The sequence below is a fragment of the Mycobacterium asiaticum genome (assembly GCF_001673365.1).
GTDB lineage: Bacteria > Actinomycetota > Actinomycetes > Mycobacteriales > Mycobacteriaceae > Mycobacterium > Mycobacterium asiaticum_A.
On record NZ_LZLS01000163.1, the window covers coordinates 1 to 25,778 of the forward strand.

Below are 25,778 nucleotides of genomic sequence, written 5' to 3' on the forward strand. Positions count from 1 at the left end.
GGCGCGGCCGGACAGGCCGGCGGCGCCGGCGGTAACGCCGGTCTGATTGGAAACGGTGGCGCCGGCGGGGCCGGCGGGGCTGGCTCGCACGGCGGCGATGGCGGAGCGGGCGGAGCGGCGGTCGCTTCGAGCAACGGAAACGTAGTAGGCGGTGCCGGTGGGTCGGGCGGTTTGGGTACCGCAGGCCAAGGCGGTAGCGGCGGCGCCGGCGGTAAGGCGCTGAATTACGGAAGCGGAAGTGCCATCGGTGCCGACGGCGGGATCGGTGGCAGTGGCGCAGTAGGCGGCGGCGACGGGGGTAGTGGCGGTAGCGGCCGCAACCTCGGAACCGGAAGCGCCACCGGCGGCGCCGGCGCGACTGGCGGGGATGGCGCGCACGGCGCCGGCGGGGACGGCGGTGCCGGCGGGAGTGCCCACGTCGAGAGCAGCGAAGATGCGGCCGTCCCGACCGCTGGACGCGGCGGCAACGGTGGCACGGGCACGACCGGCGGGAACGGCGGCGCCGGTGGCAAGGGCTCTGCCGGCACCGTGGGCAGCGGCGGCAGCAATGGTTCCGTCAGCGGTGGTGACGGTGGCACGGGCGGCACCGGCACCGTCGGTAACGGTGGTGACGGGGGCGCTGGCGGGTCGGCTTATGTCGACAGCCAGCTCGCAACCGGGGATGCCGTCGGCGGCCGCGGCGGGGTCGGCGGGACAGGCGGTGCCAGTGGGATCGGTGGTAGCGGCGGCAACGGCGGGTACGCGGAGAATCACGGCGCCGGGGATGCGATTGGTAGGGACGGCGCGCTCGGCGGGACCGGCGGCGCCGGCGGCGGGGCCGGCGGTAATGGCGGCAACGCAACCAGTTGGGGTACGGGCGGCGCGATCGCTGGCGCTGGTGCGGACGGCACCAGCGCGGGCAGTGTGGGTTCCGGCGGGGACGGTGGCAACGGCGGCCGCGCCTATGTCGCAAACACCGCCGCGGCCACCAACGCCGTCGGCGGTCGGGCTGGAGCGGGCGGAACCGGCGGCGCTGGCGGCGTCGGGGGCAACGGCGGCACCGGAGGGAACGCGGATAGCAGTGGCAGCGGCAACGCCATCGGCGCGGATGGCGGGGTCGGCGGCGCGGGTGGCGCCGGAGGCGGTAACGGCGGAGACGGCGGCGACGCGCACAGCTTTGGCGGCGGAAACGCGATCGGCGGTGACGGTGGCCGCGGCGGCGCGGGCCTGGAGGACCTCAGCAACGGGGGCAACGGTGGCAACGGAGGTCAAGCGGGTGCGATCACTGGCACCGCGATGGGCGGCGGGGGCGGTGCCGGGGGTACAGCTGGCACGGGCGGTTCCCCGGGCGCACCTGGTCACCACGGGTAAGCGCAGCGGTCCCGCTGAACATCAAGTGCCAAGTTCCAATTCGGCGATGAGATCGGCAAGCGCTAGGACCCGCTGAGCATCGCGCACGTGGAGGCTTTCGATCATTCGTCCGTCCACCGTGATGACGCTGTTCCCGGCGGCCTCGGCCTCCTCATAGGCCGAGACGACCTTGCGAGCATGCGCCAATTCGCTCTCGGATGGCCCGAATACGTCGTTGGCCGGGTCGATCTGCGACGGGTGGATCAAAGTCTTGCCGTCGAAACCCATCTCGCGACCCTGCCGCGCCTCGTCTCGGAAGCCGTCGTCGTCGGCGATGTCGTTGAAAACCCCGTCCAGGACCGCCTTACCGGCAGCCCGGGCTCCCAGCACGGCCAGCGCCAACGCCGGCACCACCGGCGCCCGACCGGGCACGTGCACACCGTGCAACTCGTTCACCAGATCGTTGGTACCCACCACCAGCGCGGCCAGTCGATCGCTCGCCGAGGCAACCTCCTCCACCCGCAGGAACGCCCTCGGGGTCTCAACCATCACCCACAATTGCAAAGTCTGCGCAGCGCCGAGTCTGTCCAGCGCATCGACCAAAGCCTGAACCTGTTGTCCTGTCTCAACTTTCGGCACCAAAACCCCGTCGGCGGTTGAGCTGGCCACCGCGGCCAAATCTCCCTCGTGCCACTCGGTCCCCACTCCGTTGACGCGCACCACGACCTCGCGGGGGTGGTAACCACCGGATGCGATTGCCTCGCACACCGTCGTCCTCGACTCGGTCTTGGCGTCGGGTCCGACGGCATCTTCGAGGTCGAATATCAACACATCTGCTGGAAGCGTTCTCCCCTTTTCCAGTGCCCTGGACTTGTTGCCGGGGAGATAGAGAACAGATCGGCGCGGGCGCAGTGTCGGTGCCATGGTGCGCCATCATTTCATTCGAGGCCGCCGGCGGTACGGTTACGCTGGCTAAGCATTCAACCTAAGCATTCAATCATCGACCGAAACGGGAGCAGCGTATGGAGCGCACCGACGGGGACAGCTGGGACCTCGCCTCCAGTGTGGGCGCCACCGCGACCATGGTCGCCGCCGCCCGCGCGCTGGCTTCCCGCGAACCGGATCCACTCCTCGACGACCGCTTCGCAGAGCCGTTGGTGCGCGCCGTCGGCCATCCGTTCTTCACCCGCATGCTCGACGGCGAGATCCCGCTCGACGACGCCGAACTGCCCATGACTTTCCAGCAGCGGCGCGAGCAAATGACGGTTCGGACAAGGTTTTTCGACGACTTCTTGCAGGACGCAACGGCCGCGGGCATCCGACAGGCGGTGATCTTGGCCGCCGGACTCGACGCCAGGGCCTACCGCTTGCCCTGGCCGGAAGGCTCCGTGGTGTTCGAGGTTGATCAGCCCGAGGTCATCACCTTCAAGAGCCTCACTTTGGCCCAGATCGGGGCCGAACCGACCGCCGAACGCCGACCGGTTGGTATCGACCTGCGCGACGATTGGCCTAACGCTCTGCGCGACAACATGTTCGACACCACAGGGCCTACCGCGTGGATCGCCGAGGGCCTACTCCCCTACCTGCCCCCGGAGGCCCAAGACCTGCTGCTGGACAACATCACCGCACTTAGTGCACCGGGCAGCCGGCTAGCTACCGAGAACATCAGCGACATGAACATATTCACCGATGAACGCGCCCGATCCATGCGAGCCGGATGGCGCAAGCATGGACTAGACATCGACGTCGCAGAACTCGTATGGCCCGGTGCGCGTCGGGAGGCCGCCGAGCACCTGAGCGCAACCGGTTGGACGGTGACCCACCATTCCACCGATAACCTCTACGCCAGCCACGGATTCACCGTGCCGGACAACGAGATCCTTGCCAAATTCCGCGACACGGTCAGCTATATCGTCGCCGAGTTGGGCTGACTACGAGTCGTCTTTCCGTTCGCGCCACTCCCGTTCGAACGGTAACCGCCACGCGTTCGGCGCGATCAGCTGATGGATCGCATTGGGCCCCCAGGTTCCCGGTTGATACAACTTCGCCGGTGGGGGGTCCTCAAGAAGTTCTCGCGAACGCTCCCATAAGGATTCAATGCCCTCGGCGGTGTTGAACAACGTGTGATCACCGCGCATGGCGTCGAGTATGAGCCGCTCGTACGCCTCGAGCACATCGACGACGGAGTCGATCTCCTGCGTGGAGAACTGCATGGACAGCTTGTCCAGTTTCATCCCGGGCCCCGGGCGCTTGCCGTAGAAGGACAGGGAAACCTTTGAGTTGTCCGCGAGATCGAAGGTGAGGTGATCGGGACCCTGCGTGCCGACTCCAGATCCCGGCGGGAACATGGTCCTGGGTGCTTCTTTGAAAGCGATCGAAATGACGCGGATGCCTTCGGCCATCTTCTTGCCCGTCCGCAGATAGATCGGCACCCCCGCCCATCGCCAGTTGTCGATGCCGACTTTGAGCGCAATGAACGTCTCAGTGTCGGAATCTTTGGCTACGCCTTTCTCTTTGCGGTACCCGGCGTACTGGCCGCGTACCACGTTCGCCGTCTCGACCGGCAGCATCGAGCGGAACACTTTGTTCTTCTCTTCGCTGATGGCACGCGGTTCGAGCGCCGTTGGGGGTTCCATCACCACAAACGCCATCACCTGGAACAGGTGGGTCACCACCATGTCCTTGTAGGCGCCGGTCTCCTCGTAGAAATTCGCTCGCTGATCCAGTCCCAGGGACTCGGGGATGTCGATTTGTATGTGGTCGATGAAGTTGCGGTTCCAGATCGGCTCGAACAGGCCGTTGGCAAACCGGAACGCCAGGATGTTTTGCGCCGCCTCCTTACCCAAGAAGTGATCGATGCGGAAAATCTGGGATTCCTCGAATGTTTCGTGCAAGAAGTCATTGAGCGAGATCGCACTCTCGAGGTCGGTACCAAACGGCTTCTCCATCACCACGCGGGAGCGCTCGACGAGCTTGGCGTCGCGCAGCATGGTGATGACGTCGCGCGCGGCCTTCGGCGGGACGGACAGGTAATGCAGTCGCCGTGCCTCTGGCCCCAGCGCTTTCTCCGCTTCGGCGACGGCGGACGCGAGCGCTTCGGGGCCGGCGTCCTGTGGGACGTAGGTGACGATCTTGGCGAAATCCGCCCACTGTTCCGGCGTGAGCTTGTGAGTGCCGAACGAGTCGATTGCCTTCTTGGCGAGTTCTCGAAACTCGTCGTCGCTGAGGTCTTCCAGCGAAGTCGCGATGATCTGGATGTCGGGTGCGAGTTCGGATTGGTCCAGATAAGCCAAACCGGGCAGCAGCTTTCGTTTAGCCAGATCCCCTGTCGCGCCGAAGAGGACGATGACGTGTGGGTCCAGCGGGTCGGCTTCGTGACGGCGCCGACGCTTTTCTGGCGCCGGGTAGGAAATCGTCTGCGGTTTCTTGGTAGCCACCCTCGCGATACTTCCACCGCCGGCCACAAAGCGCATCGTCGGTATCGAATCGGTGCGGGTTCGGTGTGAACTCCGTGACCGGCGGGAACGAACCTATATGGCCCACACCGAAACTGACGATGCCGCTACCGAGGGAAAGAAACGGGCGCCAGATCCCGACGACCCGAGCAAGCCGGCGTCTCCGCACGACCTGACGAAGGCGTCATGGCTGTTCGTGTTGCGCAAGACCGCCCACGAGTTCACCGACGACCAGTGCACGGACCTGGCCGCTGCGTTGACCTACTATGCGGTGTTGTCGGTGTTTCCGGCCTTGCTGGTCATGGTGTCGCTACTGGGCGTGTTCGGTCAGGGCCGGCGCACCACCGATGCCCTGCTCGGCGTGGCCGGTGATCTCGTCCCGGCCTCAGCCCTGGACATGTTGCGCCAGCCCATCGAGCAGGTGGTCAACAACCCCTCGGCCGGCGTCGCGCTGGTGGTCTCAATTTTCGCGGCGCTGTGGTCGGCCTCGGGTTACGTGGGCGCCTTCGGCCGAGCGATGAATCGCATCTACGAAATCGTCGAGGGACGCCCGTTGTGGAAGCTGCGTCCGCTGCAGCTGTTACTCACGCTTGCCGGGCTCGTCCTTGTCGCTGCGGTGGCCCTGATGTTGGTGATCAGCGGACCGGTCACCGATGCCGTCGGAGCGGCCATCGGCTTCGGCGCTGCCGCCCAGACGGTCTGGACCGTCGTCAAGTGGCCGGTCATCTTGGTGTTCGTCGCGTTGGCGGTGGCCATCTTGTATTACGTCGCTCCCAATGTGCAGCAGCCGAAGTTTCGTTGGCTGAGCATCGGCGCGGCGGTCGCAATCCTGCTGTGGGCGCTGGCCTCGGTGGGCTTCGGTTTCTACGTGAGCAACTTCAGCAGCTACGACAAGACATATGGCGCGGTGGGTGGCGTCATCGTGTTCCTGCTGTGGCTCTATATCACCAATGTGGCCTTGCTGTTCGGTGCCGAGCTAGACGCCGAGCTCGAACGCGGTCGGCAACTTCAGGCCGGAATTCCCGCCGAACGCGAATTGCAGCTTCCCCCCAAAGACGTCAGGGGCGTGCAGAAGAACGAGGCCAGTCAGGAAAAGGACATCAAGCGCGGCCGCTGGTTGCGTCGCACTCGCGGCCGACGCGACTAGGTTCAATGGTGGCGACCCGCTGCGCCCGGCCTTAGGCCGCGCTTGCGATCGCCACTAGGTCCAACTGTGGCGACCCGCTGCGCCCGGCCTTAGGCCGCGCTTGCGATCGCCGCTAGGTCCAACTGTGGCGACCCGCTGCGCCCGGCCCTAGGCCGCGCTTGCGATCGCCACTAGGCGCGGGCTCCCACGGCATCAATTGCCCGGTAGATGCGCTGCTCGCTGACCGGACGGGGGGTGCCCAGCTGCTGCGCCCACAGGCTGACCCGCAGTTCCTCGATCTGGCGGCCAATGTCGCGGACGTCGCTCGCTGCGGCGCGCGTCCGCGGCAACATCCGCACGAGTTCGTCGTACGCGTACTGCACCGCGTGCACCCGTTGCATTCGCTCCCGGTCGGCCTGCATCGTGTGCGGCAACCGCTCGAGTCGACGCCGGATCGCGACCAGATAGCGGGTGAGGTCGTCAAGATGCGCGCGCCCGGTGTCCGTGACGAATCCCGGCGGCAACAGCCGGTCGAGTTGCGCGCGGATGTCGGAAATCGCTTCGGACTGCGCGGCCGCCGGTTGAGCAGGCAACAACAGTTGAACTTCGCGGGCGGCGGACAACACCTTTTCGACGCGACTTATGAGGCCGACGGTCGTCGACGGCAGAGCTTCGGCCACCCGAGTACGCAAGGCCGCGAATTCCTCGCGTGTCCACACCGGCTGCGGGATGAGCGTGTCGGTTGCGGCATCGGCACAGTCCTCGAGCAGAGCGGACAGGGAACCGTCTGGGTTGCTGCCCAGCGTCAAGCGAGTTCGCGGGTCAAGCTGTCGCTCAACCACTTTCGTCGGAGAGGCCACATTCAGGCGCACCAACCGACGCAAGCCGGGGCCCATCACACTCGCCTGCTCAACGGGTTGGGCGAACACGCGCAAGTCAACAGAGGTACCCGCATCGACGAAGGCGGGGAAACCGCGCACCGCGCGCCCGTCCACCGTGCGCTCTATGACACGCGGCAGTTCCGCCAGATCGTTGGGCCAGGCGCGCAATCCCGTCCGCTCCAGGTCCGCGGCAACCGCGTGCGCGACGGCCCGGCGGGCCGGCGCGGCCAAGCGCTCCTGCAACGCGTGCAGATCCTTGCCACGTGCGACTTCGGTGCCGTCACCGGACTCGACGGCGAACGTCACTCGCAGATGTGGCGGCAGCTGGTCCAGGTTGAAGGCGTCGATAGGCACCAAAACGCCGGTACGACGGCGCAATTCGCGCTGCAACGCCGGCAGCAGTGCCTCATTGGCGGAATCGATATCGGTCAGCACCGCCCGCACCGTGTCCGGCACCGGAACGAAGTTGCGCCGCAATTCCTTTGGCAGCGAGCGGATCAGGGCAGTAATCAGCTCTTCACGCAAAGCCGGTACCTGCCAGGCGAATTCGTCGCCACCGAGGCGGGCCAACACATCGATGGGGATGTGCACGGTGACCCCGTCGTCGCTGGCCCCAGGTTCGAACCGATAGGTCAGGGGAAGCACCGCGTCCCCCGTGTGCCAGGTGTCCGGGCGGTCCGCGGTTGCATCAGTCTTGTTGGCACGCAACAGGTCGTCGCGGGTGAATGTCAACAGGTCCGGAGTCTTATGGCGCTGCTTTTTCCACCATCCGTCGAAGTGCCGCGCCGAGACAACCTCGGCCGGGATTCGGGCGTCGTACAACGCGTACGCCTCGTCCTCGCCAATCACCAGGTCACGACGGCGGGCCCGCTCCTCCAGCTCCTCGAGTTCGGTTCGCAGCCGGGCATTGTCACGGAAGAAGTGGTGCCGGGTGTGCCAGTCGCCCTCGACCAGGGCATGGCGGATGAACAGTTCCCGCGCAACCTCCGGCTCGACCGCGGCGTAACCGACTCTGCGGCGCGCAACCAACGGCAATCCGTACAGAGTCACCCGCTCATACCCCATCACCTCGCCGCGCTTGGCATCCCAATGCGGCTCGCTGTAGGTGCGCTGCACCAGGTCACCGGCGACGCGCTCGACCATCTCCGGTTGAATTCGGGCCGCGGTCCTCCCATACAGGCGGCTCGTCTCGACTAGCTCGGCGGCCACGACCCATTGCGGTGGCCGTTTGATGAGCACCGAACCTGGCGCGAGCACGAACCGCGCATTACGTGCCCCCAAATACTCACGCGCGTCGTCGCGCCGCATGCCGATATGCGAGAGCAACCCGGCGAGCAGCGCGGCATGAACTTGGGCCGGATCGGCCGGCTCGTCCGACTCGACAACTCCCAAATCGCGGGCGATGCTGCGCAATTGACCAACCAGATCCTGCCATTCGCGGATACGCAGATAATGCAGGAACTCCTTGCGGCAAAGGCGTCGAAAGGCACTGCCGGATAGCTCTTTACGTTGTTCGCGTAGGTAGCGCCAGAGGTTGAGGTAGGCGATGAAATCGGAGTGTTGGTCGGCGAACCGGGCGTGGCTCTGGCGTGCCGCCTCCTCCCGGTCGCTAGGTCGCTCGCGCGGATCGGGAATGGTCAGCGCAGCCGCCAGCACCAACACTTCGCGCACGCATCCCTCGGTTTCGGCCTGCAGGATCATCCGGCCCAGCCGAGGGTCGACGGGGAGTCGTGCCAACCGGCGGCCGAGGTCGGTGATCGCGCCACCTTGGTCGAACGCACCGAGCTCCTGCAGCAGTTGCACGCCGTCGCGGATGCTTCGCCGGTCCGGCGGATCGAGAAACGGAAACTCCTCGATGTCGCCGAGCTGCAGCGCCGCCATCTGCAGGATTACCGAAGCAAGGTTGGTGCGCAGTATCTCCGGTTCGGTGTAGCGGGGCCGCGCCTCGAAATCGTCTTCGGCGTACAAGCGAATGCACACCCCCGGCGCTACCCGACCGCACCGCCCAGCGCGCTGTGCGGCGGAAGCCTGCGAGATCGGTTCGATCGGCAAGCGCTGCACCTTCAACCGACGGCTGTACCGCGAAATGCGGGCGTTGCCCGGATCGACGACATAGCGGATTCCGGGCACTGTCAGCGACGTCTCGGCGACATTGGTTGCCAGCACCACGCGACGTCCAATGTGGGGCGCGAACACCTTCTGCTGTTCGGCCGTGGGCAACCGGGCATACAGCGGCAGCACTTCGGTGGGCACTGGACCGCTGGCCAGCTTGCCCAAAGCCTCTGCGGTGTCGCGTATTTCGCGCTCACCGGATAAGAACACCAGCACGTCGCCGGGCGCTTCGGTCGCCAACTCGTCGATCGCATCCACGATGGCCTCGATCTCGTCGCGGGTCTCGGTGCGCACGATCTCGTGATCGGGGTCATCCGGATCGGCGGAATCGTCCTGGGCGGCGGACTTCACCGGCACTTCCAACGGCCGGTATCGAATCTCCACCGGGTAGGTGCGTCCGGAAACCTCCACGATGGGTGCGCCGCCGAAGTGCGCGGCAAAGCGCTGCGGTTCGATCGTCGCCGAGGTGACAATCAGCTTCAGTTCGGGACGGCGCGGCAGCAACTCGCGCAGGTAGCCCAACAGGAAGTCGATGTTGAGGCTGCGTTCGTGGGCCTCGTCCAGAATCAGCGTGTCGTAGCGCAGTAGGCGGCGGTCGCGCTGGATCTCGGCAAGCAGGATGCCATCGGTCATCAGCTTGACCAGAGTGCGCTCGCTGACCTGGTCGTTGAACCGGACGGAGTAGCCAACCGTCTCGCCGAGGGGGCTGTGCAGCTCGTCGGCGATGCGCTGTGCGACGGTGCGGGCGGCCAACCGGCGCGGCTGAGTGTGACCGATGATGCCGCGAATGCCTCGGCCGAGATCTAAACAGATCTTGGGTAGTTGGGTGGTTTTGCCCGAGCCGGTTGCGCCGGCGACGACAACCACCTGATGCGCTGCGATCGCCTCGGAGATCTCTTGCTGGCGGGCACTGATCGGCAGGTCGGGGTAGCTGATGGTCGGGACGCCGGCCTGCCGGGCTTCGACCACCGATTCCGCGGCGGCGATCTGATTAACGAGTTGCTGCAACTTCTGTGGGTTCGCCCCGCGAACGTTCTGCAACCGTCGGCGCAGCCGGGCAGCATCGCGGATCGTCAGGTTGTCCAGGCGGCGGCGCAGCTCCGCTCTAGAGGATCCGACGGACGATTCGGCCACTCGCGACACGATAATGGGCGTTCATGCCGCGCATCCGGCCGATACGGGTGCCTCGGCTACCCGTTCGGCGGTACCACCGGCGGTCGGCACACGTTAGCGCCCGGATCCCACCACCAGCCGTTTTCGCAGTCGAGAGGTTGTGGCCCCACGCCCAACGGGCGGCATACGTTGGCTGTCGGATCCCACCATTGGCCCGCGTCGCACGCGAGCGGTTGCGGCCCGACGCCCAACGGGCGGCAGACCTTTCCCGTGGGATCCCACCACTCGTTGCCCTCGCATTGTGCAGAACTCACCGCCGGCGAAACTAACGTCACGACCGCCATCGGGGCGAACGCCATGGCGGCGGCGAAGATGACCCGGCAAACGATTGACCACATGGCACACCACCCTGATCTAGCAAACCTCTACGGCACTGCTATGTCTTGCCCTGCGCCGGCACGCCCCAAACTCAATAGGCGCAGGAAACCTACGGGTTCGGTGAAACCTTTGAGCGCGACGGTCTCTTCCCGCTTCGGCAAGGCACCCACGATTTCCTGTACCGCGGGATCGGCGGCGACGGCCCGGGACAGCACGATGTCCTCGCCGGCGCTCTGCCCCTGCAGGCGGGCCGCCATGTTTACCGTCGAACCGAAGTAATCGAGACGGTCGTTGAGCGTCACGACGACGCTGGGGCCGGCGTGGACGCCGATCTTGAGGACCAGGTCCTCGGCTCCATGCGCCGACGACGCGATACCGGCCTGCATGGCCAACGCCGCGCGCACCGCTTGCGCGGGATCGTCGAACGACGCCATCACCGCGTCGCCAATCGTTTTCACCACGGCGCCGTCATGCTCGCGCACGATCGTCGCGAGCAGCGTGAAATGGTCGCGCACCAGGTTGTAGGCGGTGGCGTCACCGACTCGCTCATATAGTGCGGTCGATCCCCGCAGGTCGGTGAACAGCAGCGCGACCTGACTTACGCCCGCGTCGTCGCCGGGCCGCAGGGTCGCCTCGGCGAACAAATCGCGAAATGCCTGCAGCGAGATCACTTCCGGTGCGGTCAGGGTCTGGCGTGTCCATGTCCGCTGCTCGATCAAAGCCGCCAGTTCGAAGCCGGCGTCGTTGACGAACGTGACGGTGCCCGGCTCGTCGGTCAGATCCGCCCGGATCTGCACACCCGACTCTGTAGTACGCACGCCGGGAAAATCTCCCGACTCGTAGTCGATGTCGACGACCCCGCCCGGGTGCAGCGTGCGCACCCGATAGGCACCGGACGGTAAGTCGACCGCCACGCTGCGCCGCTCCCCCGGGCCGAGCAAGACCTGTACGACGACGTGCTGTGTCGCCAGCGGGCCGGACAGACAGAAACTGCCACCCGGCAAGGGCCGCACCGTCGGTGCTGGCGCAAACGTCAACTCGACATTGCGCTCGAAATCGCGGTCGTAGTCGATGTTGCACGACGAACAGTGCGCGCCATGCGGCAGATCGGCGAGCGTGGCCACGCTGACCTTGGCGCCACGACAGTTGGGGCACAACAAATCCCATTTCATGTCGAGCAGCCCGGCCCGCACGCCGGCTAGACACGCCTCGGTTGCCGTGCGTGGGGGCACGCCGAGGTCGCCGGCCAGTGCCTTGGACCGAACTCGAGTGAGATCGGCCGCCATGCCGTGCAGCACCAAATCGGCAAGATCCTCGCCGAGACCGTTCCCGTAAGGGCTGCGGTCGATTTCGCGGGCCATCGCGGTGGCCCGTTCGCGGGCGCCCTGGGGCAGTTTTGGTTCGGCCAGGACGAACGGCGTCCGCCGCTCGGGCTCGTCGCCGCGGAGGAAGGAGACTGCCTCCACGATGCGTCTGCCTACGTTCTCCCCCGCCTGAGCCGCCAACCGGGCGCCGAACACGCGGCCCGCCAGGGTCAGCGGCTCCCATTCGAGCGCGTAGGTGACCTGCGAGCCACCCTTGCCGTCCGGCTTGATGTCGAAGACCGGGCCGAACCGGCTAAACGGGCCCTTGCTGAACACCCGAGACTGGCTGAAGTGCCGCCCCGCGACCCACTCGTACGGCTTTTCCTCCCACTCCAGCGCGAAGCCGGCGGCCTTGCCCCGGCCACGGCGCAGAATCGTCCCGTTGGATTGCGGCGTCTCGTCGAGGGTGTACGGCGGCAGGCCGAGAGCCTCGTTGAACCTGTTGGTGTCGGCCAGCAGCGGCCAGAGTTGATCTGGCGGCAGGTCGAAGGTCCAGGTCCACACGCGACGCATCGATTGGAACTGTAGTCCTTGGCGGGCCCTCTGAGCTGTGGCTTTTGGACCGCCGACAACGACGTCGCAGCCGATATGCCAGGATCTGCACATGACTGCCCGCAGCCTTGCCCGCATCTTTAGCGTCTTTGTCTTCTCGGCATGGGCCCTATGGAGCGTGCCTATCGCCGCCCCGACCGCCGACGCTGACCCGTGCTCCGACGTCTCCATCGTCTTCGCCCGCGGCACCCATCAAGAGCCGGGCCTGGGCAACGTGGGCCAGTCGTTCGTCGACTTGCTGACCACCCAGATCGCCGGACGCTCCGTCGAGGTCTACGCGGTCAACTACCCCGCGAATGACGACTATCACACCAGCGCGCCGAGCGGCGCCGACGACGCGAGCGCACACATCCAGGGAACGGTGGCCAGCTGCCCCAGCACCAAAATCGTGTTGGGCGGCTACTCGCAGGGGGCAACCGTGATCAACCTGGCCAGCACGCAGATGCCGGCCGCGGTTGCCGACCACGTCGCCGCGGTCGCCTACTTCGGTGAGCCGTCCAGCGCATTCTCTACCGCGCTGTGGGGTGGCGGCCCGCTGCCGACGCTCAGCCCGGCCTACGCAGGCAAGCTGATCAGCCAGTGCGCAACCGACGACCCGATCTGCACTGGCGGCGGGAACATCATGGCGCACGTGACCTACATCGAAAACGGGATGACGGCCCAGGCGGCGACGTTCGCCGCCAACCGGATCAAGTAGCCGACCGCGTCGGCAAGCAGCGTCAGCGCGGAAGCAGGCGTTGCTTCTGTTCGGAGAATTCTTCTTCGGTCAGAATGCCTGCGTCGCGTAGCGATGCCAGTTCACGCAACTCCGCCGCGATGCTGGTGATCGGGCCGCCGGACAGCACGGGCGGCGGCGCCGTGCCCTCGGTCTTTTGGGTCTCGTCGGTCGCCTCGGCCGTCGCTGTCGCCGAAGTCTCGGTTCCCCGCTTTGCCACACCGGCCCGCTCCCGGACCCGGGGACCGGCGCCACCTCCGGTACCGGCGGTGCCGGCCATCGCTCGCCCGGCCATCCCGGCCAGGGCCATCTGGCTGAACAAGGCTCCGGCGCTGCCTGCCTCGGCCGCTGCACCCACGCTGGCGGCGGGCATCGTCAGCGCGGTCAGCCGCACCGCGGGAGCCGCAGTGGTCCAGCCCTGCGGCACCGTCAACGCGCCGATCGCTCTGGCCTCGCCGAGGCTCGCCGACACCGGTGCGCCGACGGTGGTGACCACCGGGAAAGAAGTCGCAGGCGCCGAACCCGTGCCCGGCCAAGGCTCCAACCCGGCCCAGCCACTGACGATGTCGTCGGTGTGCACACCGACGAAGTAGCCGTTGATGTCGTAGGGCAGAGCCACGCCGGCAAGTACGCCGTCGACGGTGAGGCCCGCGGTGCCGATGCCGGGGTCGACGAAGATGCCACTGATGTCGCCGAAAAAGTCCAGCGCGTCCAGCAGCGAGGTGCCATCGACCGCCGCGGCGGGTGCCGCGAGTCCGGACAGCGCGTTGGGTATGGCGGACAACGCTTGCTGCGCCGACGTCACGGCGCTCTGTGCCTGGCCCGCTGCGGTACCGCTGGCCTGGCTGACGGCCGCGGCTTGCGCTGGTAGGCCGCTCGAGTCCGTGCTGGAAGACGGTTCGCTGAACGGGACCAAGGTGGTGGCCGCCGACGATGCGCCCGCGTAGCTCAGCATGGCCGCGGTGTCTTGAGCCCACATGTCGGCGTACTGGGTTTCGGTAAGGGCGATCAACGGCGTGTTCTGGCCGAAGAAGTTCGTTGCCACCAACGTCATCAGCAGGCTGCGGTTGGCGGCGACCACCGGCGGCGGCACGGTCGCGGCAAACGCCGTCTCGTATGCGACGGCCGCGGCCGTGGCCTGATCAGCGGTGTGTTCGGCCTGAATGGCGGTAATGCGCAGCCAGGTCAGGTACGGGGCGGCCGCGGCAGCCATCGATGCGGACGCCGGACCTATCCACGGTCCGGCGGTCAGTGCCGCGATCACCGATTGGTAGGAGCTTGCGGCCGCATACAGTTCGGTGGCGATCTCGTTCCACGCCGTGGCGGCAGCCACCAACGATCCGGCGCCGGGGCCGGCATACATCAACGCCGAGTTGACTTCCGGCGGCAACAACGCGAAGTCCATGGCGGCATCCTCCGATCGTGTGGGTCGGCTGCGGGCGGCGCTCAGTGTCGCTCGCCTACGAGTCGGTACGACACTCCGGCCTCGCAGTGTTACGCCAGAACAACAGCAACTTTCCTGGTTGTTCGCACAGCCGTTACCAATAAAGCACACATGTGGCCCGGGACTGCAACTCGTCAGCGCAAGGCGGGCGCCATGCAGCGACGTTTCCAGCTACCTCTCGAACTCCAGGTGATGCCGGATTTCCTCGGCCGCGGCCTCCAGGTTTCGCGACACCAGCCCCCGCCCCAGCCATTCGCTGAGTCGTGCCAGGCCGAGCCCGGTGGTCGAGAACGTCAAGGTCAGGGTCAGCCGGCTGCCGTCGTCCTCGGGTTCGACGAGTGCTGCGAAGGTATGCCGGGTTCCTTGGACCGACCGCCACTTCAGCAGGCTGCCCCGCGGTGGCGTGATCAGCACTCGACCGCCGAGCTGAATGGTCCCGCTGTCCATGTAGACATCCCAGAGTTCGCCGTCATCCCGTGATTTGACGAAGCAGCAGCGGCTGAAGATGGACATCTTGGGAAATAGGCGATGGGGGTCGGTGACGAAGGCGCCGCTCGCTTCAAGCGGGCAGTCGATATGACGGACGACGGTGACTGTCTGGGTCATATCACCGGACCATCGGCACGACGGTCTTGCTGGCCAGCTTGGACAGCTCTACCTGCATAACGCTGGTGACATAGGCCAACGCCCGATCCCAATCGGGCTCGTCGCCGAATTTGCCACGCACATCGATCGGCTCGAGCACCTGCATTCGGATCTTGGCCGGAAGTGGAAAATGCGGCAACGGTAACGGCGACAAACCCCACGGGATGCTGAGGGTCATGGGCATGCTCTTGACTCGGGCCAGTTTGTCCAGGCGCAGCAACTGAGCGGTCCGTCGGCCGTCATTGAGCACGATCAAGGTGTCATGCCCGCCGGTCGCCACCACCGGCACAATCTTGACGTTGCACTTGTGGGCCAACCGCAGAAAGCCTTTGCGGCCGGAGAAGACGATCTTGTTGCGGTCCCGCCACGGTCGTAGCGCTTCGACGTCCCCGCCCGGATAGACCAGAGCCGAACTGCCATGTTCGAAGATGCGTTCGGCGAAGGAGTTGGCGGCCGGTACCACCCCGAGCTTGCGGGTCATGCCCCCGATGAACGGGGCTGCGGTGACGGTGTCGTGCGCGAGCGCGTAGAGCGGGCGACCCTCGACGGTGAAATAGGTGTTATAGGCGAGCAGGAAGACGAACGTGTCAGGTGTGGCCCCGCCGCCGCTGTGGTTGCACACGAACAGCACCGGTTCGTCGGGGACGTGCTCGAAGCCGTGTACCTCGGCGCGGAACCACACCGTCGAGGCCAGCCACAGTGGCGGCAGGACGGCGCGGATGAACTCCGGATCGCGGTGGCGAAGCTCTTTCGGGAGGCGTTGCCTGCTCATTTCGATGACATTAAACCGATTCGGCGGGATTTAACCCCGCCACGTCCGAAGCCGCCAGAACTGTCATCGGCTACCTGCCCGTGCGGGAGGAGCGTCAGGCAGCACTAGGCTCAGGAAGGCGGGTCAACTCAGGGCTACGTTTGCGTCGTTTAGCTGACCGAACTATCATCTGGACACATGTCCAGTTTGCTGTCACGTGGTTCGCGGGTGCGCTGACAGCAATGAGATTGGCGCTTCCCGCTTCTGGATTTGTGGTCGATCGCTGGCGGCGAAGGGTTGGGTATGCGTATTGCTCTGCTGTCCTACCGGAGTAAGGATCACTGCGGCGGGCAGGGTGTCTATGTGCGGCATCTCAGCCGCGGTTTGGTCGACCTGGGTCACGACGTCGAAGTATTTTCCGGACAGCCGTATCCGGAGTTGCTCGATCCCCGGGTGCGGTTGACCAAGGTCCCGAGTCTCGATCTCTACCGCGAGCCGGACCCGTTTCGGGTGCCGCGCCCAAGCGAGATCCGCGACTCCATCGACTTGCTGGAACTGGCCACCATGTGGACGGCGGGCTTTCCCGAACCACGCACGTTCACCCTGCGCGTGGCCCGGCTACTTGCCGAACGCGCCGGGGACTTCGACGTCGTCCACGACAACCAGAGCCTGGGAACCGGTCTGCTCGCCATTGCCGAGGCGGGGATGCCGGTGGTGGCCACCGTGCACCACCCCATCACGCGTGACCGGCTGCTCGATCTCGCAGCCGCTCGGTGGTGGCGAAAGCCGTTGGTGCAGCGCTGGTATGGCTTCTCCAAAATGCAGAAGCAAGTGGCGAGGCAGATCCCGGACCTGCTGACGGTCTCGTCGTCCTCGGCCGCCGATATCGTCACCGACTTCGACGTCGCGCCCGAACAACTGCACGTAGTGCCGTTGGGCGTCAATACCGAACTCTTCAAACCGAATTCGTCGCCGCGCCAGCCCGGCCGGGTGATGGCGATTGCGAGTGCCGACACGCCGCTAAAGGGCGTCAGCACCCTGCTGCACGCCGTCGCCAAGCTGCGTACCAGCCGCGACCTCGAGTTGCGGTTGGTAGCCAAGGTGGAAGTCAACGGTCCCACGCACAAACTCATCGCCGAGCTCGGAATCTCTGACATCGTCCACATCGCCAGCGGACTTCCCGATGCCGAGTTGGCCGCGTTGTTCGCCTCGGCCGAGGTTGCCTGCATTCCCTCGCTGTACGAAGGGTTTTCGCTGCCTGCCGTAGAAGCCATGGCGAGCGGGACCCCGATCGTCGCCAGCCGGGTGGGTGCACTGCCCGAAGTCCTTGGGACAGACGGCGCTTGCGCCGAACTGGTCACGCCGGCGGACGTCGACGCACTCACCCGGGCCCTGGGAGCACTGCTGGACTCGCCGGAGAAACGGCGCAGCCTCGGCGCATCGGGACGGGCACGCGCGGTCAACGTATTCAGCTGGGAAGCCGTTGCCGCGCAGACGGTGCGGGTCTACCAACAGGCGATAGAACGCCGCGCCAGCTCCGCGGGCGGAACGCGATGCTGACAGTTGATTTCGACCGGCTCGGTATCGGGCCCGGTACTACGGTTATCGACGTCGGTTGCGGGGCAGGCCGGCACGCGTTCGAGGCGTACCGCCGCGGCGCCGACGTCGTCGCTTTCGATCAAGACGAAGCGGAGTTGCGCAACGTCGACACGCTGTTGCGCGCAATGGGCGAAACCGGCGAAGCACCCGCGGCGGCATCCGCAAAGGTGGTGCGTGGGGACGCGCTCAACCTTCCCTACCCCGACCAGACATTCGACTGCGTCATCGCCTCGGAGATCTTGGAGCACATCCCGGCCGACGACGCCGCGATCGACGAACTCATCAGAGTGCTCAAGGTCGGTGGGACACTGGCGGTCAGCGTGCCGCGATGGCTGCCGGAACGGGTGTGTTGGTTGCTGTCCGAGGAGTACCACAGCAATGAGGGCGGCCACGTGCGGATCTACCGCGCCAGCGCTCTGCGTGACAAAATCGCCGGCCGCGGAATGGAATTGACACACACCCATCACGCGCACGCGCTGCATTCGCCGTTCTGGTGGCTCAAATGTGCGGTGGGACCCTCGAACAACGATCATCCCGCGGTCGCGGCCTACCACAAGCTGCTGGTGTGGGATCTGATGCAGCGGCCCAAGATCACTTCGCTCGCCGAGACGGTACTCAACCCTCTAGTGGGCAAGAGCGTGGCCATGTACTTCACCAAGCCGCAATTGGCAGAAAGCCAAGCGACAGCGGGGTATTCAGTTGCGTCAAGCTAACGCGCCGGCCGTTGCGGGCGTCCTGACGCCGCAGCAGTGCCGCCAGACCGCACTGTCCATCGCTGCCGCGCAGGAGCCGTCTGGGGCGATTCCCTGGTTTACCGGAGGCCACACCGATCCGTGGGATCACGTGGAGAACGCGATGGCACTCACCGCGGCCGGCCTGTTGGAACCGGCGCGTGCCGCGTTCGACTGGTGTCGTCGGATGCAACGGCCCGACGGATCCTGGCCCATCCAGATCCGGGCTGGAATCGTCGAAGACGGCAACAGCGACAGCAACTTCTGCGCCTACATCGCTACCGGGGTTTGGCACCACGTGCTGGTCACCGGCGACGAGGCTTTCGCCGCAACGATGTGGCCGGTGGTCCAAAAAGCGATCGACTTCGTCATCGACCTGCAGGTTGGCTACGGTGAAATCTGTTGGGCCCGTAGCGATGCCGGCCCACTGCCAGAGTCCTTGCTGACTGGCTGCGCCAGCATCTTCCACAGCATGAGATGCGCGCTGGCGCTTGCCGCTCTGATCGGGGAACCGCAGCCGGAATGGGAACTGGCACTGGGCCGGTTGGGCCACGCGATTGTGGCGCATCCCGAGGCGTTCACCGAGAAGGACCGTTACTCGATGGACTGGTACTACCCGATCCTTGGTAGCGCGCTGCGGGGTCCGGCCGCGGCGGCGCGAATCAAGCAGCGCTGGGACGATTTCGTGGTAGACGGGCTCGGTATCCGTTGCGTAATGGACCGGCCGTGGGTCACCGGCGCCGAGACCTGTGAACTGGTGATGGCCCTGGATGCCATCGGCCATCGGGCAGCGGCGCATCGTCAGTTCGGTGCCATGCAACATCTGCGCGAAGGCGACGGGTCCTACTGGACGGGTTTGGTGTTCGCCGATGGAAAGCGGTGGCCCGAGGAGCGCACCACCTGGACGGGGGCGGCGATGATCCTGGCCGCAGATGCGTTATCTGACACCACGCCCGGCAGCGGGATCTTCCGCGCTGATGCGCTGCCGGTGGGCTTGCAGACCGATTTCGACTGCGAATGCGTCACTACCGGGGGCGGCTGGTGACCTCGACCGACTCCCCCGCCTGACCGCCGGTTCGTTCCAGCACCCGCAACGATCCTGTCGCCGCGACTTCGCGGAACTGTCCGGATTCTAAAGCGCGGCAATAGATTTGGTATGGTGCGCGGCCGCCGTCGTTGGGGTCTGGGAACACGTCGTGAATGACCAAACCTCCGCCGGCGACGACCCACTTCGCCCAACCCTCGAAGTCGCGGGCGGCGGCTGCCTCGGTGTGGCCGCCGTCGATGAACAGGAATTGCAGCGGTGACCGCCAACCGCGGGCCACGACCGGTGACCTACCCACAATGGCGACGAGATGTTCGTCGAGACCGGTGGCATCCATGGTCCTGCGGAAGGTCGGCAAGGTGTCGAACAATCCGGTGACTTCATCGACCATCGAGGCGTCGTGGTACTCCCACCCCGCCTGGTGTTCTTCGGATCCGTGGTGATGGTCGATCGTGTACAAGACGGCACCACGGCGTCGTGCCGCCGTGGCCAGCAACACTGTTGACTTGCCGCAGTAGGTGCCGATTTCGACGGCGGTGCCGCCATCGAGGTAGCGCAGCGCGGCGTCGAACAGCGCCGCGCCCTCGTCGCTCGGCATGAAGCCTTGCACCTGTTCGGCAAGCGCGAACAAGCGTTCGTCATCACTCACCAGTTGAACTTAACGGTCGCGCCGGCGGCGCGGACAGCGTGGTCGGCGTCCTTGCTGGCCCAGTGGGGTGAGGCTCAGCGCTGGACAGGCGTCCGGCCGACCAGATCCGTTCGCCGGTCAGCCGTGCGGGGCCTCGGAGATCTTGCTGTCCGGCTTTCCGACCGTCTGGCAGTACGCCTGCACCGAAACGCGGGTCGCGGTGATTTCGATCGAGGATGGTTCGGCGCCGCTCTTGTCTTTGAGCATTTTGCTGACCTCCTCGCTCTGCTTCTTCTCGTCCTGGGAGACGAAATCCTTGCACTTGGTGTCGCCACCGGTATTGATAATTTTCGAGGCCGAACAACCGCTGAACATCAGCGCGGCGATGACCATCACGGCGGGTGCAATGCGCTTCATCGTTGGCCTTTCGTCGGAGGGGTGGATAGTTAATTGACCGCGGCGTCCAATTCCAAACGCGCGCGCTATCATCGCACGTTTGTCTGACCTTGTTGGTCTGACCTCGGGTCGCGGCGGTTTACTTTTGCAGGGTGAACTGGTTGACGTCGATGTAGCCCACGCGGAAATTCTGGGCGCACCCGGTGAGGTACTTCATGTACCGCTCGTAGACCTCTTCGGACTGAATGGCGATGGCCTCGTCCTTGTGTGCCGACAGCGCTGCCGCCCACAGGTCGAGTGTCTTGGCGTAGTGCTGCTGCAGCGACTGGCGCTTGGTCAACGTGTAGCCGGCCTTCTGCGACAACTCGGCGACGATGTCGGTGTCCGGCAATCGACCGCCCGGAAAGATCTCGGTGACAATGAATTTGGCGAATCGGACAATGTCCATCGTGATGGGTAGGCCGGTTTCGTCGAGTTGCTCTTTGGTCAGTCCGGTGATCGAGTGCAAAAGCATGACGCCATCGCTGGGCAATAGCTTGTTGGTCCGCCCGAAGAATTCCTCGTAGCGGTCATACCCGAAGTGCTCGAAAGCGCCGATGGACACAATGCGGTCAACGGGCTCGGTGAACTCTTCCCAGCCCTGCAACAGCACTCGGCGGTTGCGCGGGGTGTCCATGGCATCGAAGGTTTTCTGGACGTGCGCGGCCTGGTTCTTGGACAGGGTCAGGCCGATGACGTTGACGTCGTACTTTTCGATCGCGCGGCGCATGGTGGCGCCCCACCCGCAACCCACATCCAGCAGTGTCATGCCGGGCTGCAGACCCAGCTTGCCCAGGGATAAGTCGATCTTGGCGAGCTGCGCCTGTTCCAGCGTCATGTCGTCGCGCTCGAAGTAAGCGCAGCTGTAGGTCTGAGTGGGGTCGAGAAACAGCCGGAAGAACTCATCGGACAAGTCGTAATGTGCCTGCACGTCGTCAAAATGCGGCTTCAGGTGCTCTGTCATATGTACGGGTGGCGCCTTTCTAGCCTCGACATCCCACAGTGCCATCCGCCCGAGGCTGGCGGTAGAGGGTTCCCACGCGATTCCAACTCAAACAATCTGTGGCCTTCGCCACCGTCGGGTCGATGAGTTTCGAGCCCGCCGCCAGTCATACCGTTGAGATCGGACGTATTGAGAGCAAAGAAGGTTCAGCCATGCCGAACGCCCAGCCGCCCATAGTTGACTACCCTACCTGGCGCGCCGAGGTCCAGGAGCTGCGAAAGCGCGAGAAGGCCGCCACCCGCGAACTGGATGCGATCGCCGCCCAGCGCCGCCGGCTACCGATGGTCAAGTTGCCCGACTACACGTTGGTCGGTGCGGACGGGCCGATTCGCCTGGCCGAGATGTTCGAAGGGCGCTCGCAGCTCATCACCTATCACCACATGTGGTCGCCGGGCGCCGAGTGGCAGTGCGGCGGGTGCACGGGCTTCACCTCACAATTCACCCGGCTGGAATTTCTGGACAATTACGACGCTCGGTTCGTCATCGTCACCAACGGGACGATTGAGGAGGCGCTGGCCTATCGGCGCAAGGTAGGCAACCAGATGCAGTGGTACTCGGCATCGGCCAGCACGTTCGGCACCGACATGGACGCGCCGCCCGGTGGCGGCTTCGCGGTCAACGTGTTCCTGCGCGACGGCGACACCGTCTACCGAACGTGGCACACCAACGGTCGCGGCACCGAGCAACTCAGCCACTCCTTCGCGCTGATCGACATCCTGCCCTGGGGCCGGCAGGAGGAATGGCTCGATTCACCGGAAGGTTGGCCCTCTCGGCCCACCTACTCCGGCTGGCTCGACTCGCCCGACATAGCCCGCGCCTACGGCCCCGGAGACAATCGGTGAGGACTCAACGTCTCGTCGCCTCTCGCTACGTCGCTGGCATCTTCGGCAGCGCGCTCTCACCCCCTAGTCCGTATCCGTTCGGCGACTTCGGCGAAAGCATCCCGTACCGCGCCAGGCCGCTCTATCCACGGAAAGTGACCGGCGTCGGCGATGACTCGCCAGGTAACGTTCGGGGTCTGAAAAAGTATTGGGCGCCATAGCGATTGAATGACGACGCGGTCCGAAGCGCCGCTCACAATGAGGGTAGGTACTGAGGTTGGCCACCAAGCCGATTGGTAGTCGCGGTCGAAGTTCTCCGCCGACCATCGCACGGCGTCGACGTTGTAAGGCATTCGCGTCAGCAACTTCGTGCCGGCCGCGACAGCGTGATCGAGGAAGTTCCACGGAGCCGAAGCCACCGCCACCGCGCGTAGGTTCTCGTCCGTAGGCTCGGATTCGAAACGCGCCGTTGCCTTTTCGACGTCGGGCAACGGATTCTCGGTGACCATCTTCTCGAAAACCGGCATCCACGAAGCGTCGGGGGCGGTGCTGATCAGCACCAGCCCCTTCAGCCACGCGGCCAACGCCGGAGTTGACAGCAGGTATTCACCGCCGGTCGAGTGCCCGACACATACCGGATGGTCGACGGCCTGGACTGCTTCGAGCAACACCTCGGGCCACAGGCTGTACGGATCTGCGGGCGCGCACGTCGAGCGCGTCGACGAGTTCAATCAGGCTCTCGGAACCGATTCCGGGCCCGCCCGGAAAAAACAGCCAGTTCAAATCGCCTGCGCGGCTGGCCCGTAGGCGCATCCGGACCCCGGATCGGGTCCACCGAACATGTTGCATCGCGCGGGCAAGATTACCGGTCAGTAAAGTCTTGACTGACTCCAGATAAGCGCGAAGTATGGCTGCTGTGTCCTCAGCGCCGGATCACGCCGAGCAGTTGCGGATGGCCGATCTGCGAGTTACCCGACCTCGGATATCGGTGATGGAGGCTGTGCACGCGCATCCCCATGCCGACACCGACACGATCTTCTCGGCGGTGCGGCGCGGGTTGCCCGACGTATCCCGTCAAGCTGTCTACGACGTACTCAACGCGCTGACTGCGGTCGGTTTGGTACGGCGGATCCAGCCCGCGGGATTGGTCGCTCGCTACGAGGCGCGGGTCGGCGACAACCATCATCACGTCGTATGCCGAACCTGTGGGGTCATCGGCGATGTCGATTGTGCGGTCGGCGAGTCCCCGTGCCTGACCCCTTTGGACGACAACAACGTTTTGGATGGCTTCGTCCTCGACGAGGCCGAAGTCATCTACTGGGGCATATGCCCCGACTGCTCGAGTAGTGATTCCTGATCACAACCGTGATCGCAGCCCGTCACAAATAACACCGGAAGGAATGTTGTGTCATCCGATACATCCGATAGTCGCCCGCCGCACGCCAGCCAGTCGGCCAGCACCAGCGAGAGCGAGAACCCGGCGATCCCGTCGCCCACCCCGAAGTCAGACGCGCCACGCACCAACCAGGACTGGTGGCCGAACCAGGTCGATGTGTCGAGGCTGCACCCGCACTCGCCCCAGGCCAATCCGCTGGGCGAGGACTTCGACTACGCCGCGGAATTCGCCAAATTGGACGTCGAGGCGCTCAAGGCCGACCTCGTCTCGGTAATGACCACCTCGCAGGACTGGTGGCCCGCCGACTACGGCCACTACGGCGGCTTCTTCATCCGGATGAGCTGGCATGCGGCCGGTACCTACCGCATCTACGACGGCCGCGGCGGAGCCGGACAGGGCCTGCAACGGTTCGCCCCGCTGAACAGCTGGCCGGACAACGCGAGCCTGGACAAGGCGCGCCGCCTGCTGTGGCCGGTCAAGAAGAAGCACGGAAACAAGATCTCCTGGGCCGACCTTCTGGTGCTGGCCGGCAACGTCGCCCTGGAATCGATGGGATTCAAGACATTTGGGTTCGCGTTCGGCCGCACCGACGTCTGGGAACCCGAAGAGATCCTCTTCGGCGAAGAGGACACCTGGCTGGGCACCAACAAGCGCTACTCCGGAAAACGCGATCTCGCGCAGCCCTACGGTGCGACCACCATGGGCCTGATCTATGTCAACCCCGAAGGTCCGGAAGGCAAGCCCGATCCCATCGCCGCCGCGCACGACATCCGCGAGACATTCGGCCGGATGGCGATGAACGACGAAGAGACTGCCGCACTCATCGTCGGCGGGCACAGCTTCGGCAAGACGCACGGTGCCGGTGACGCCGAGTTGGTCGGACCCGAGCCGGAAGCGGCCCCGATCGAGCAACTGGGACTGGGCTGGCAGAGCTCTTATGGCAGCGGATCAGGCAAGGACGCCATTACCAGTGGCCTGGAGGTGGTGTGGACGCCGACGCCGACCAAGTGGGACAACACCTTCTTGGAGACGCTGTACGGCTACGAGTGGGAGTTGACCAAGAGTCCCGCCGGGGCCTGGCAGTACACCGCTAAAGACGGTGCCGGGGCAGGCACCATTCCGGATCCGTTCGGCGGACCGGGTCGCAACCCGACGATGCTGGTCACCGACGTCTCGCTGCGCGAGGACCCGATCTACGGCGCGATCACCAGCCGGTGGTTGAAGAATCCGGACGAGCTGGCCGACGCCTTCGCCAAGGCGTGGTACAAGCTGTTGCACCGCGATCTGGGACCGATCTCCCGTTACCTCGGGCCGTGGATTGCCGAACAGCAGTTGTGGCAGGACCCGGTTCCGGCCGTGGACCACGAGCTTGTCGATGAACAGGACATCGCGGCTTTGAAGGCCAAGGTGCTCGAGTCCGGTCTGTCGGTTCCCCACCTGGTCAAGACGGCGTGGGCAGCCGCTGGCAGCTACCGCAACACCGACAAGCGCGGCGGTGCGAACGGTGCGCGGATTCTCCTTGAGCCACAGAAGAATTGGGAGGCAAACGAGCCAGCCGAGCTGGAGCAGGTGATACCGGTCCTGCAGCAGATCCAGCAGGACTTCAACGCGTCGGCTTCTGGCGGCAAGAAGATCTCGATGGCCGACCTGATCGTGTTGGCCGGGTCCGCCGCGGTGGAGAAGGCCGCCAAGGACGGCGGCTACGAGATCTCGGTGCACTTCGCCCCGGGGCGTACTGACGCCACGCAGGAGAACACCGACGTGGAGTCCTTCGCGGTGCTCGAACCGCGGGCCGACGGGTTCCGCAACTATGTCCGGCCAGGCGAGAAGGCGCCGCTCGAGCAGCTGTTGCTGGACCGGGCCTATCTGCTGGGTGTGACGGCCCCGGAACTGACGGTGCTTGTCGGTGGTCTACGCGCCTTGGGCGCCAACCACGGCGGCACCAAGCACGGGGTCTTCACCAATCGAACGGGCGTGTTGACCAATGACTTCTTCGTCAACCTGCTCGACATGGGCACCCAGTGGAAGCCGTCGGAGACCGCGGAGAACGTCTACGAGGGCACCGACCGCGCCACCGGCGCGGCCAAATGGACTGCTACCGCCAACGATCTGGTGTTCGGTTCGAACTCGGTGCTGCGCGCGCTCGTGGAGGTCTACGCGCAGGACGACAACCAGGGCAAGTTCGTCGAGGACTTCGTCGCGGCGTGGGTCAAGGTGATGAACAACGATCGGTTCGACCTGCAGTAACCGATCAA

21 protein-coding genes and 1 pseudogene are annotated in these 25,778 nt (G+C 65.3%); 10 read left to right on the forward strand and 12 right to left on the reverse strand.

Annotation, left to right across the window (positions count from 1 at the left end; translation table 11 throughout):
- Nucleotides 1-1,350, forward strand: a pseudogene (locus tag A5634_RS29980) (PE family protein); the annotation flags it as partial.
- Nucleotides 1,351-1,371: 21 nt separating this feature from the next.
- Here the strand turns inward: A5634_RS29980 and A5634_RS17815 are convergent.
- Entirely contained in the window at nt 1,372-2,253 is an 882-nt protein-coding gene (locus tag A5634_RS17815; RefSeq protein ID WP_065145357.1) for an HpcH/HpaI aldolase/citrate lyase family protein, read from the reverse strand.
- Nucleotides 2,254-2,351: 98 nt separating this feature from the next.
- Between A5634_RS17815 and A5634_RS17820 the strand changes: the two genes are divergently transcribed.
- Nucleotides 2,352-3,260 carry a class I SAM-dependent methyltransferase gene (locus A5634_RS17820; RefSeq protein ID WP_065145358.1) on the forward strand — a complete coding sequence of 303 codons (909 nt, stop codon included), beginning with the start codon at nt 2,352-2,354 and terminating at the stop codon, nt 3,258-3,260.
- Here A5634_RS17820 and zwf read toward each other — a convergent pair whose 3' ends face one another.
- Entirely contained in the window at nt 3,261-4,766 is a 1,506-nt protein-coding gene (gene zwf, locus A5634_RS17825) for a glucose-6-phosphate dehydrogenase (RefSeq protein ID WP_065145382.1), read from the reverse strand.
- A 97-nt stretch (nt 4,767-4,863) separates the two neighbouring features.
- Between zwf and A5634_RS17830 the strand changes: the two genes are divergently transcribed.
- On the forward strand, nt 4,864-5,931 hold the full coding sequence (locus A5634_RS17830) for a YihY/virulence factor BrkB family protein (RefSeq protein ID WP_065145359.1): 1,068 nt from the start codon (nt 4,864-4,866) through the stop codon (nt 5,929-5,931).
- Nucleotides 5,932-6,101: 170 nt separating this feature from the next.
- On the opposite strand, the gene hrpA is transcribed toward A5634_RS17830, so the two are convergent.
- The 3 genes from hrpA to A5634_RS17840 are packed head-to-tail and all read right to left on the reverse strand — an operon-like array spanning nt 6,102 to nt 12,271.
- Nucleotides 6,102-10,046 carry an ATP-dependent RNA helicase HrpA gene (hrpA, locus tag A5634_RS17835; RefSeq protein ID WP_172831730.1) on the reverse strand — a complete coding sequence of 1,315 codons (3,945 nt, stop codon included), beginning with the start codon at nt 10,044-10,046 and terminating at the stop codon, nt 6,102-6,104.
- Between the two features lie 47 nt (nt 10,047-10,093).
- A complete protein-coding gene (locus A5634_RS29560; RefSeq protein ID WP_081290508.1) occupies nt 10,094-10,414 on the reverse strand; it encodes a hypothetical protein in 321 nt (106 codons plus the stop codon).
- A 27-nt stretch (nt 10,415-10,441) separates the two neighbouring features.
- A complete protein-coding gene (locus A5634_RS17840) occupies nt 10,442-12,271 on the reverse strand; it encodes an adenylate/guanylate cyclase domain-containing protein (RefSeq protein WP_172831731.1) in 1,830 nt (609 codons plus the stop codon).
- Nucleotides 12,272-12,362: 91 nt separating this feature from the next.
- Between A5634_RS17840 and A5634_RS17845 the strand changes: the two genes are divergently transcribed.
- Nucleotides 12,363-13,007, forward strand: a complete 645-nt coding sequence (locus A5634_RS17845) for a cutinase family protein (RefSeq protein ID WP_065145361.1) — start codon at nt 12,363-12,365, stop codon at nt 13,005-13,007.
- A 22-nt stretch (nt 13,008-13,029) separates the two neighbouring features.
- On the opposite strand, the gene A5634_RS17850 is transcribed toward A5634_RS17845, so the two are convergent.
- The 3 genes from A5634_RS17850 to A5634_RS17860 all read right to left on the reverse strand — a co-directional run bounded on the left by A5634_RS17850 (nt 13,030) and on the right by A5634_RS17860 (nt 15,886).
- Nucleotides 13,030-14,430 carry a PPE family protein, SVP subgroup gene (locus A5634_RS17850; protein WP_065145362.1) on the reverse strand — a complete coding sequence of 467 codons (1,401 nt, stop codon included), beginning with the start codon at nt 14,428-14,430 and terminating at the stop codon, nt 13,030-13,032.
- A gap of 210 nt (nt 14,431-14,640) precedes the next feature.
- Nucleotides 14,641-15,075, reverse strand: coding sequence for a hypothetical protein (locus A5634_RS17855; protein ID WP_065145363.1), 435 nt, complete (start codon nt 15,073-15,075; stop codon nt 14,641-14,643).
- A gap of 1 nt (nt 15,076) precedes the next feature.
- Entirely contained in the window at nt 15,077-15,886 is an 810-nt protein-coding gene (locus A5634_RS17860; RefSeq protein WP_065145364.1) for a lysophospholipid acyltransferase family protein, read from the reverse strand.
- A gap of 282 nt (nt 15,887-16,168) precedes the next feature.
- Between A5634_RS17860 and A5634_RS17865 the strand changes: the two genes are divergently transcribed.
- From A5634_RS17865 to A5634_RS17875, 3 genes are all read left to right on the forward strand, one after another.
- Entirely contained in the window at nt 16,169-17,425 is a 1,257-nt protein-coding gene (locus A5634_RS17865; RefSeq protein ID WP_065145365.1) for a glycosyltransferase family 4 protein, read from the forward strand.
- Nucleotides 17,419-18,177: a class I SAM-dependent methyltransferase gene (locus tag A5634_RS17870; protein ID WP_065145366.1), complete on the forward strand. Its 759-nt coding sequence runs from the start codon at nt 17,419-17,421 to the stop codon at nt 18,175-18,177. Before A5634_RS17865 ends, A5634_RS17870 begins: the two co-directional genes overlap by 7 nt.
- Nucleotides 18,178-18,319: 142 nt before the next feature.
- Nucleotides 18,320-19,240 carry a prenyltransferase gene (locus A5634_RS17875; protein ID WP_437339987.1) on the forward strand — a complete coding sequence of 307 codons (921 nt, stop codon included), beginning with the start codon at nt 18,320-18,322 and terminating at the stop codon, nt 19,238-19,240.
- On the opposite strand, the gene A5634_RS17880 is transcribed toward A5634_RS17875, so the two are convergent.
- The 3 genes from A5634_RS17880 to A5634_RS17890 form a co-directional block, all read right to left on the reverse strand.
- On the reverse strand, nt 19,221-19,838 hold the full coding sequence (locus A5634_RS17880) for a class I SAM-dependent methyltransferase (protein WP_081290513.1): 618 nt from the start codon (nt 19,836-19,838) through the stop codon (nt 19,221-19,223). The genes A5634_RS17875 and A5634_RS17880 overlap by 20 nt on opposite strands.
- 168 nt (nt 19,839-20,006) lie before the next feature.
- On the reverse strand, nt 20,007-20,285 hold the full coding sequence (locus tag A5634_RS17885) for a hypothetical protein (protein WP_065145369.1): 279 nt from the start codon (nt 20,283-20,285) through the stop codon (nt 20,007-20,009).
- A 118-nt stretch (nt 20,286-20,403) separates the two neighbouring features.
- Nucleotides 20,404-21,267 carry a cyclopropane mycolic acid synthase family methyltransferase gene (locus A5634_RS17890; protein WP_065145370.1) on the reverse strand — a complete coding sequence of 288 codons (864 nt, stop codon included), beginning with the start codon at nt 21,265-21,267 and terminating at the stop codon, nt 20,404-20,406.
- 191 nt (nt 21,268-21,458) lie between these two features.
- Here A5634_RS17890 and A5634_RS17895 point away from each other — a divergent pair, with 191 nt between their 5' ends.
- Entirely contained in the window at nt 21,459-22,148 is a 690-nt protein-coding gene (locus A5634_RS17895) for a DUF899 domain-containing protein (RefSeq protein ID WP_065145384.1), read from the forward strand.
- Nucleotides 22,149-22,204: 56 nt separating this feature from the next.
- On the opposite strand, the gene A5634_RS17900 is transcribed toward A5634_RS17895, so the two are convergent.
- A complete protein-coding gene (locus tag A5634_RS17900; RefSeq protein WP_253861714.1) occupies nt 22,205-22,798 on the reverse strand; it encodes an alpha/beta fold hydrolase in 594 nt (197 codons plus the stop codon).
- Between the two features lie 245 nt (nt 22,799-23,043).
- Between A5634_RS17900 and A5634_RS17905 the strand changes: the two genes are divergently transcribed.
- Nucleotides 23,044-23,484 carry a Fur family transcriptional regulator gene (locus A5634_RS17905; protein ID WP_155769601.1) on the forward strand — a complete coding sequence of 147 codons (441 nt, stop codon included), beginning with the start codon at nt 23,044-23,046 and terminating at the stop codon, nt 23,482-23,484.
- Nucleotides 23,485-23,532: 48 nt separating this feature from the next.
- Nucleotides 23,533-25,770: a catalase/peroxidase HPI gene (katG, locus tag A5634_RS17910; protein ID WP_065145371.1), complete on the forward strand. Its 2,238-nt coding sequence runs from the start codon at nt 23,533-23,535 to the stop codon at nt 25,768-25,770.
- Nucleotides 25,771-25,778 lie beyond the last annotated feature (8 nt).

Coding starts and splice junctions, on each gene's coding strand:
- A5634_RS17845 (WP_065145361.1), top strand. CDS start 12,363: ATGACTGCCCGCAGCCTTGCCCGCATCTTTAGCGTCTTTGTCTTCTCG.
- A5634_RS17820 (WP_065145358.1), top strand. CDS start 2,352: ATGGAGCGCACCGACGGGGACAGCTGGGACCTCGCCTCCAGTGTGGGC.
- A5634_RS17865 (WP_065145365.1), top strand. CDS start 16,169: ATGCGTATTGCTCTGCTGTCCTACCGGAGTAAGGATCACTGCGGCGGG.
- A5634_RS17830 (WP_065145359.1), top strand. CDS start 4,864: ATGGCCCACACCGAAACTGACGATGCCGCTACCGAGGGAAAGAAACGG.
- A5634_RS17870 (WP_065145366.1), top strand. CDS start 17,419: ATGCTGACAGTTGATTTCGACCGGCTCGGTATCGGGCCCGGTACTACG.
- A5634_RS17890 (WP_065145370.1), bottom strand. CDS start 21,267: ATGACAGAGCACCTGAAGCCGCATTTTGACGACGTGCAGGCACATTAC.
- A5634_RS17880 (WP_081290513.1), bottom strand. CDS start 19,838: ATGCCGAGCGACGAGGGCGCGGCGCTGTTCGACGCCGCGCTGCGCTAC.
- A5634_RS17840 (WP_172831731.1), bottom strand. CDS start 12,271: ATGCGTCGCGTGTGGACCTGGACCTTCGACCTGCCGCCAGATCAACTC.
- A5634_RS17850 (WP_065145362.1), bottom strand. CDS start 14,430: ATGGACTTCGCGTTGTTGCCGCCGGAAGTCAACTCGGCGTTGATGTAT.
- A5634_RS29560 (WP_081290508.1), bottom strand. CDS start 10,414: ATGTGGTCAATCGTTTGCCGGGTCATCTTCGCCGCCGCCATGGCGTTC.
- A5634_RS17875 (WP_437339987.1), top strand. CDS start 18,320: ATGGCACTCACCGCGGCCGGCCTGTTGGAACCGGCGCGTGCCGCGTTC.
- A5634_RS17815 (WP_065145357.1), bottom strand. CDS start 2,253: ATGGCACCGACACTGCGCCCGCGCCGATCTGTTCTCTATCTCCCCGGC.
- A5634_RS17855 (WP_065145363.1), bottom strand. CDS start 15,075: ATGACCCAGACAGTCACCGTCGTCCGTCATATCGACTGCCCGCTTGAA.
- A5634_RS17860 (WP_065145364.1), bottom strand. CDS start 15,886: ATGAGCAGGCAACGCCTCCCGAAAGAGCTTCGCCACCGCGATCCGGAG.
- A5634_RS17895 (WP_065145384.1), top strand. CDS start 21,459: ATGCCGAACGCCCAGCCGCCCATAGTTGACTACCCTACCTGGCGCGCC.
- A5634_RS17885 (WP_065145369.1), bottom strand. CDS start 20,285: ATGAAGCGCATTGCACCCGCCGTGATGGTCATCGCCGCGCTGATGTTC.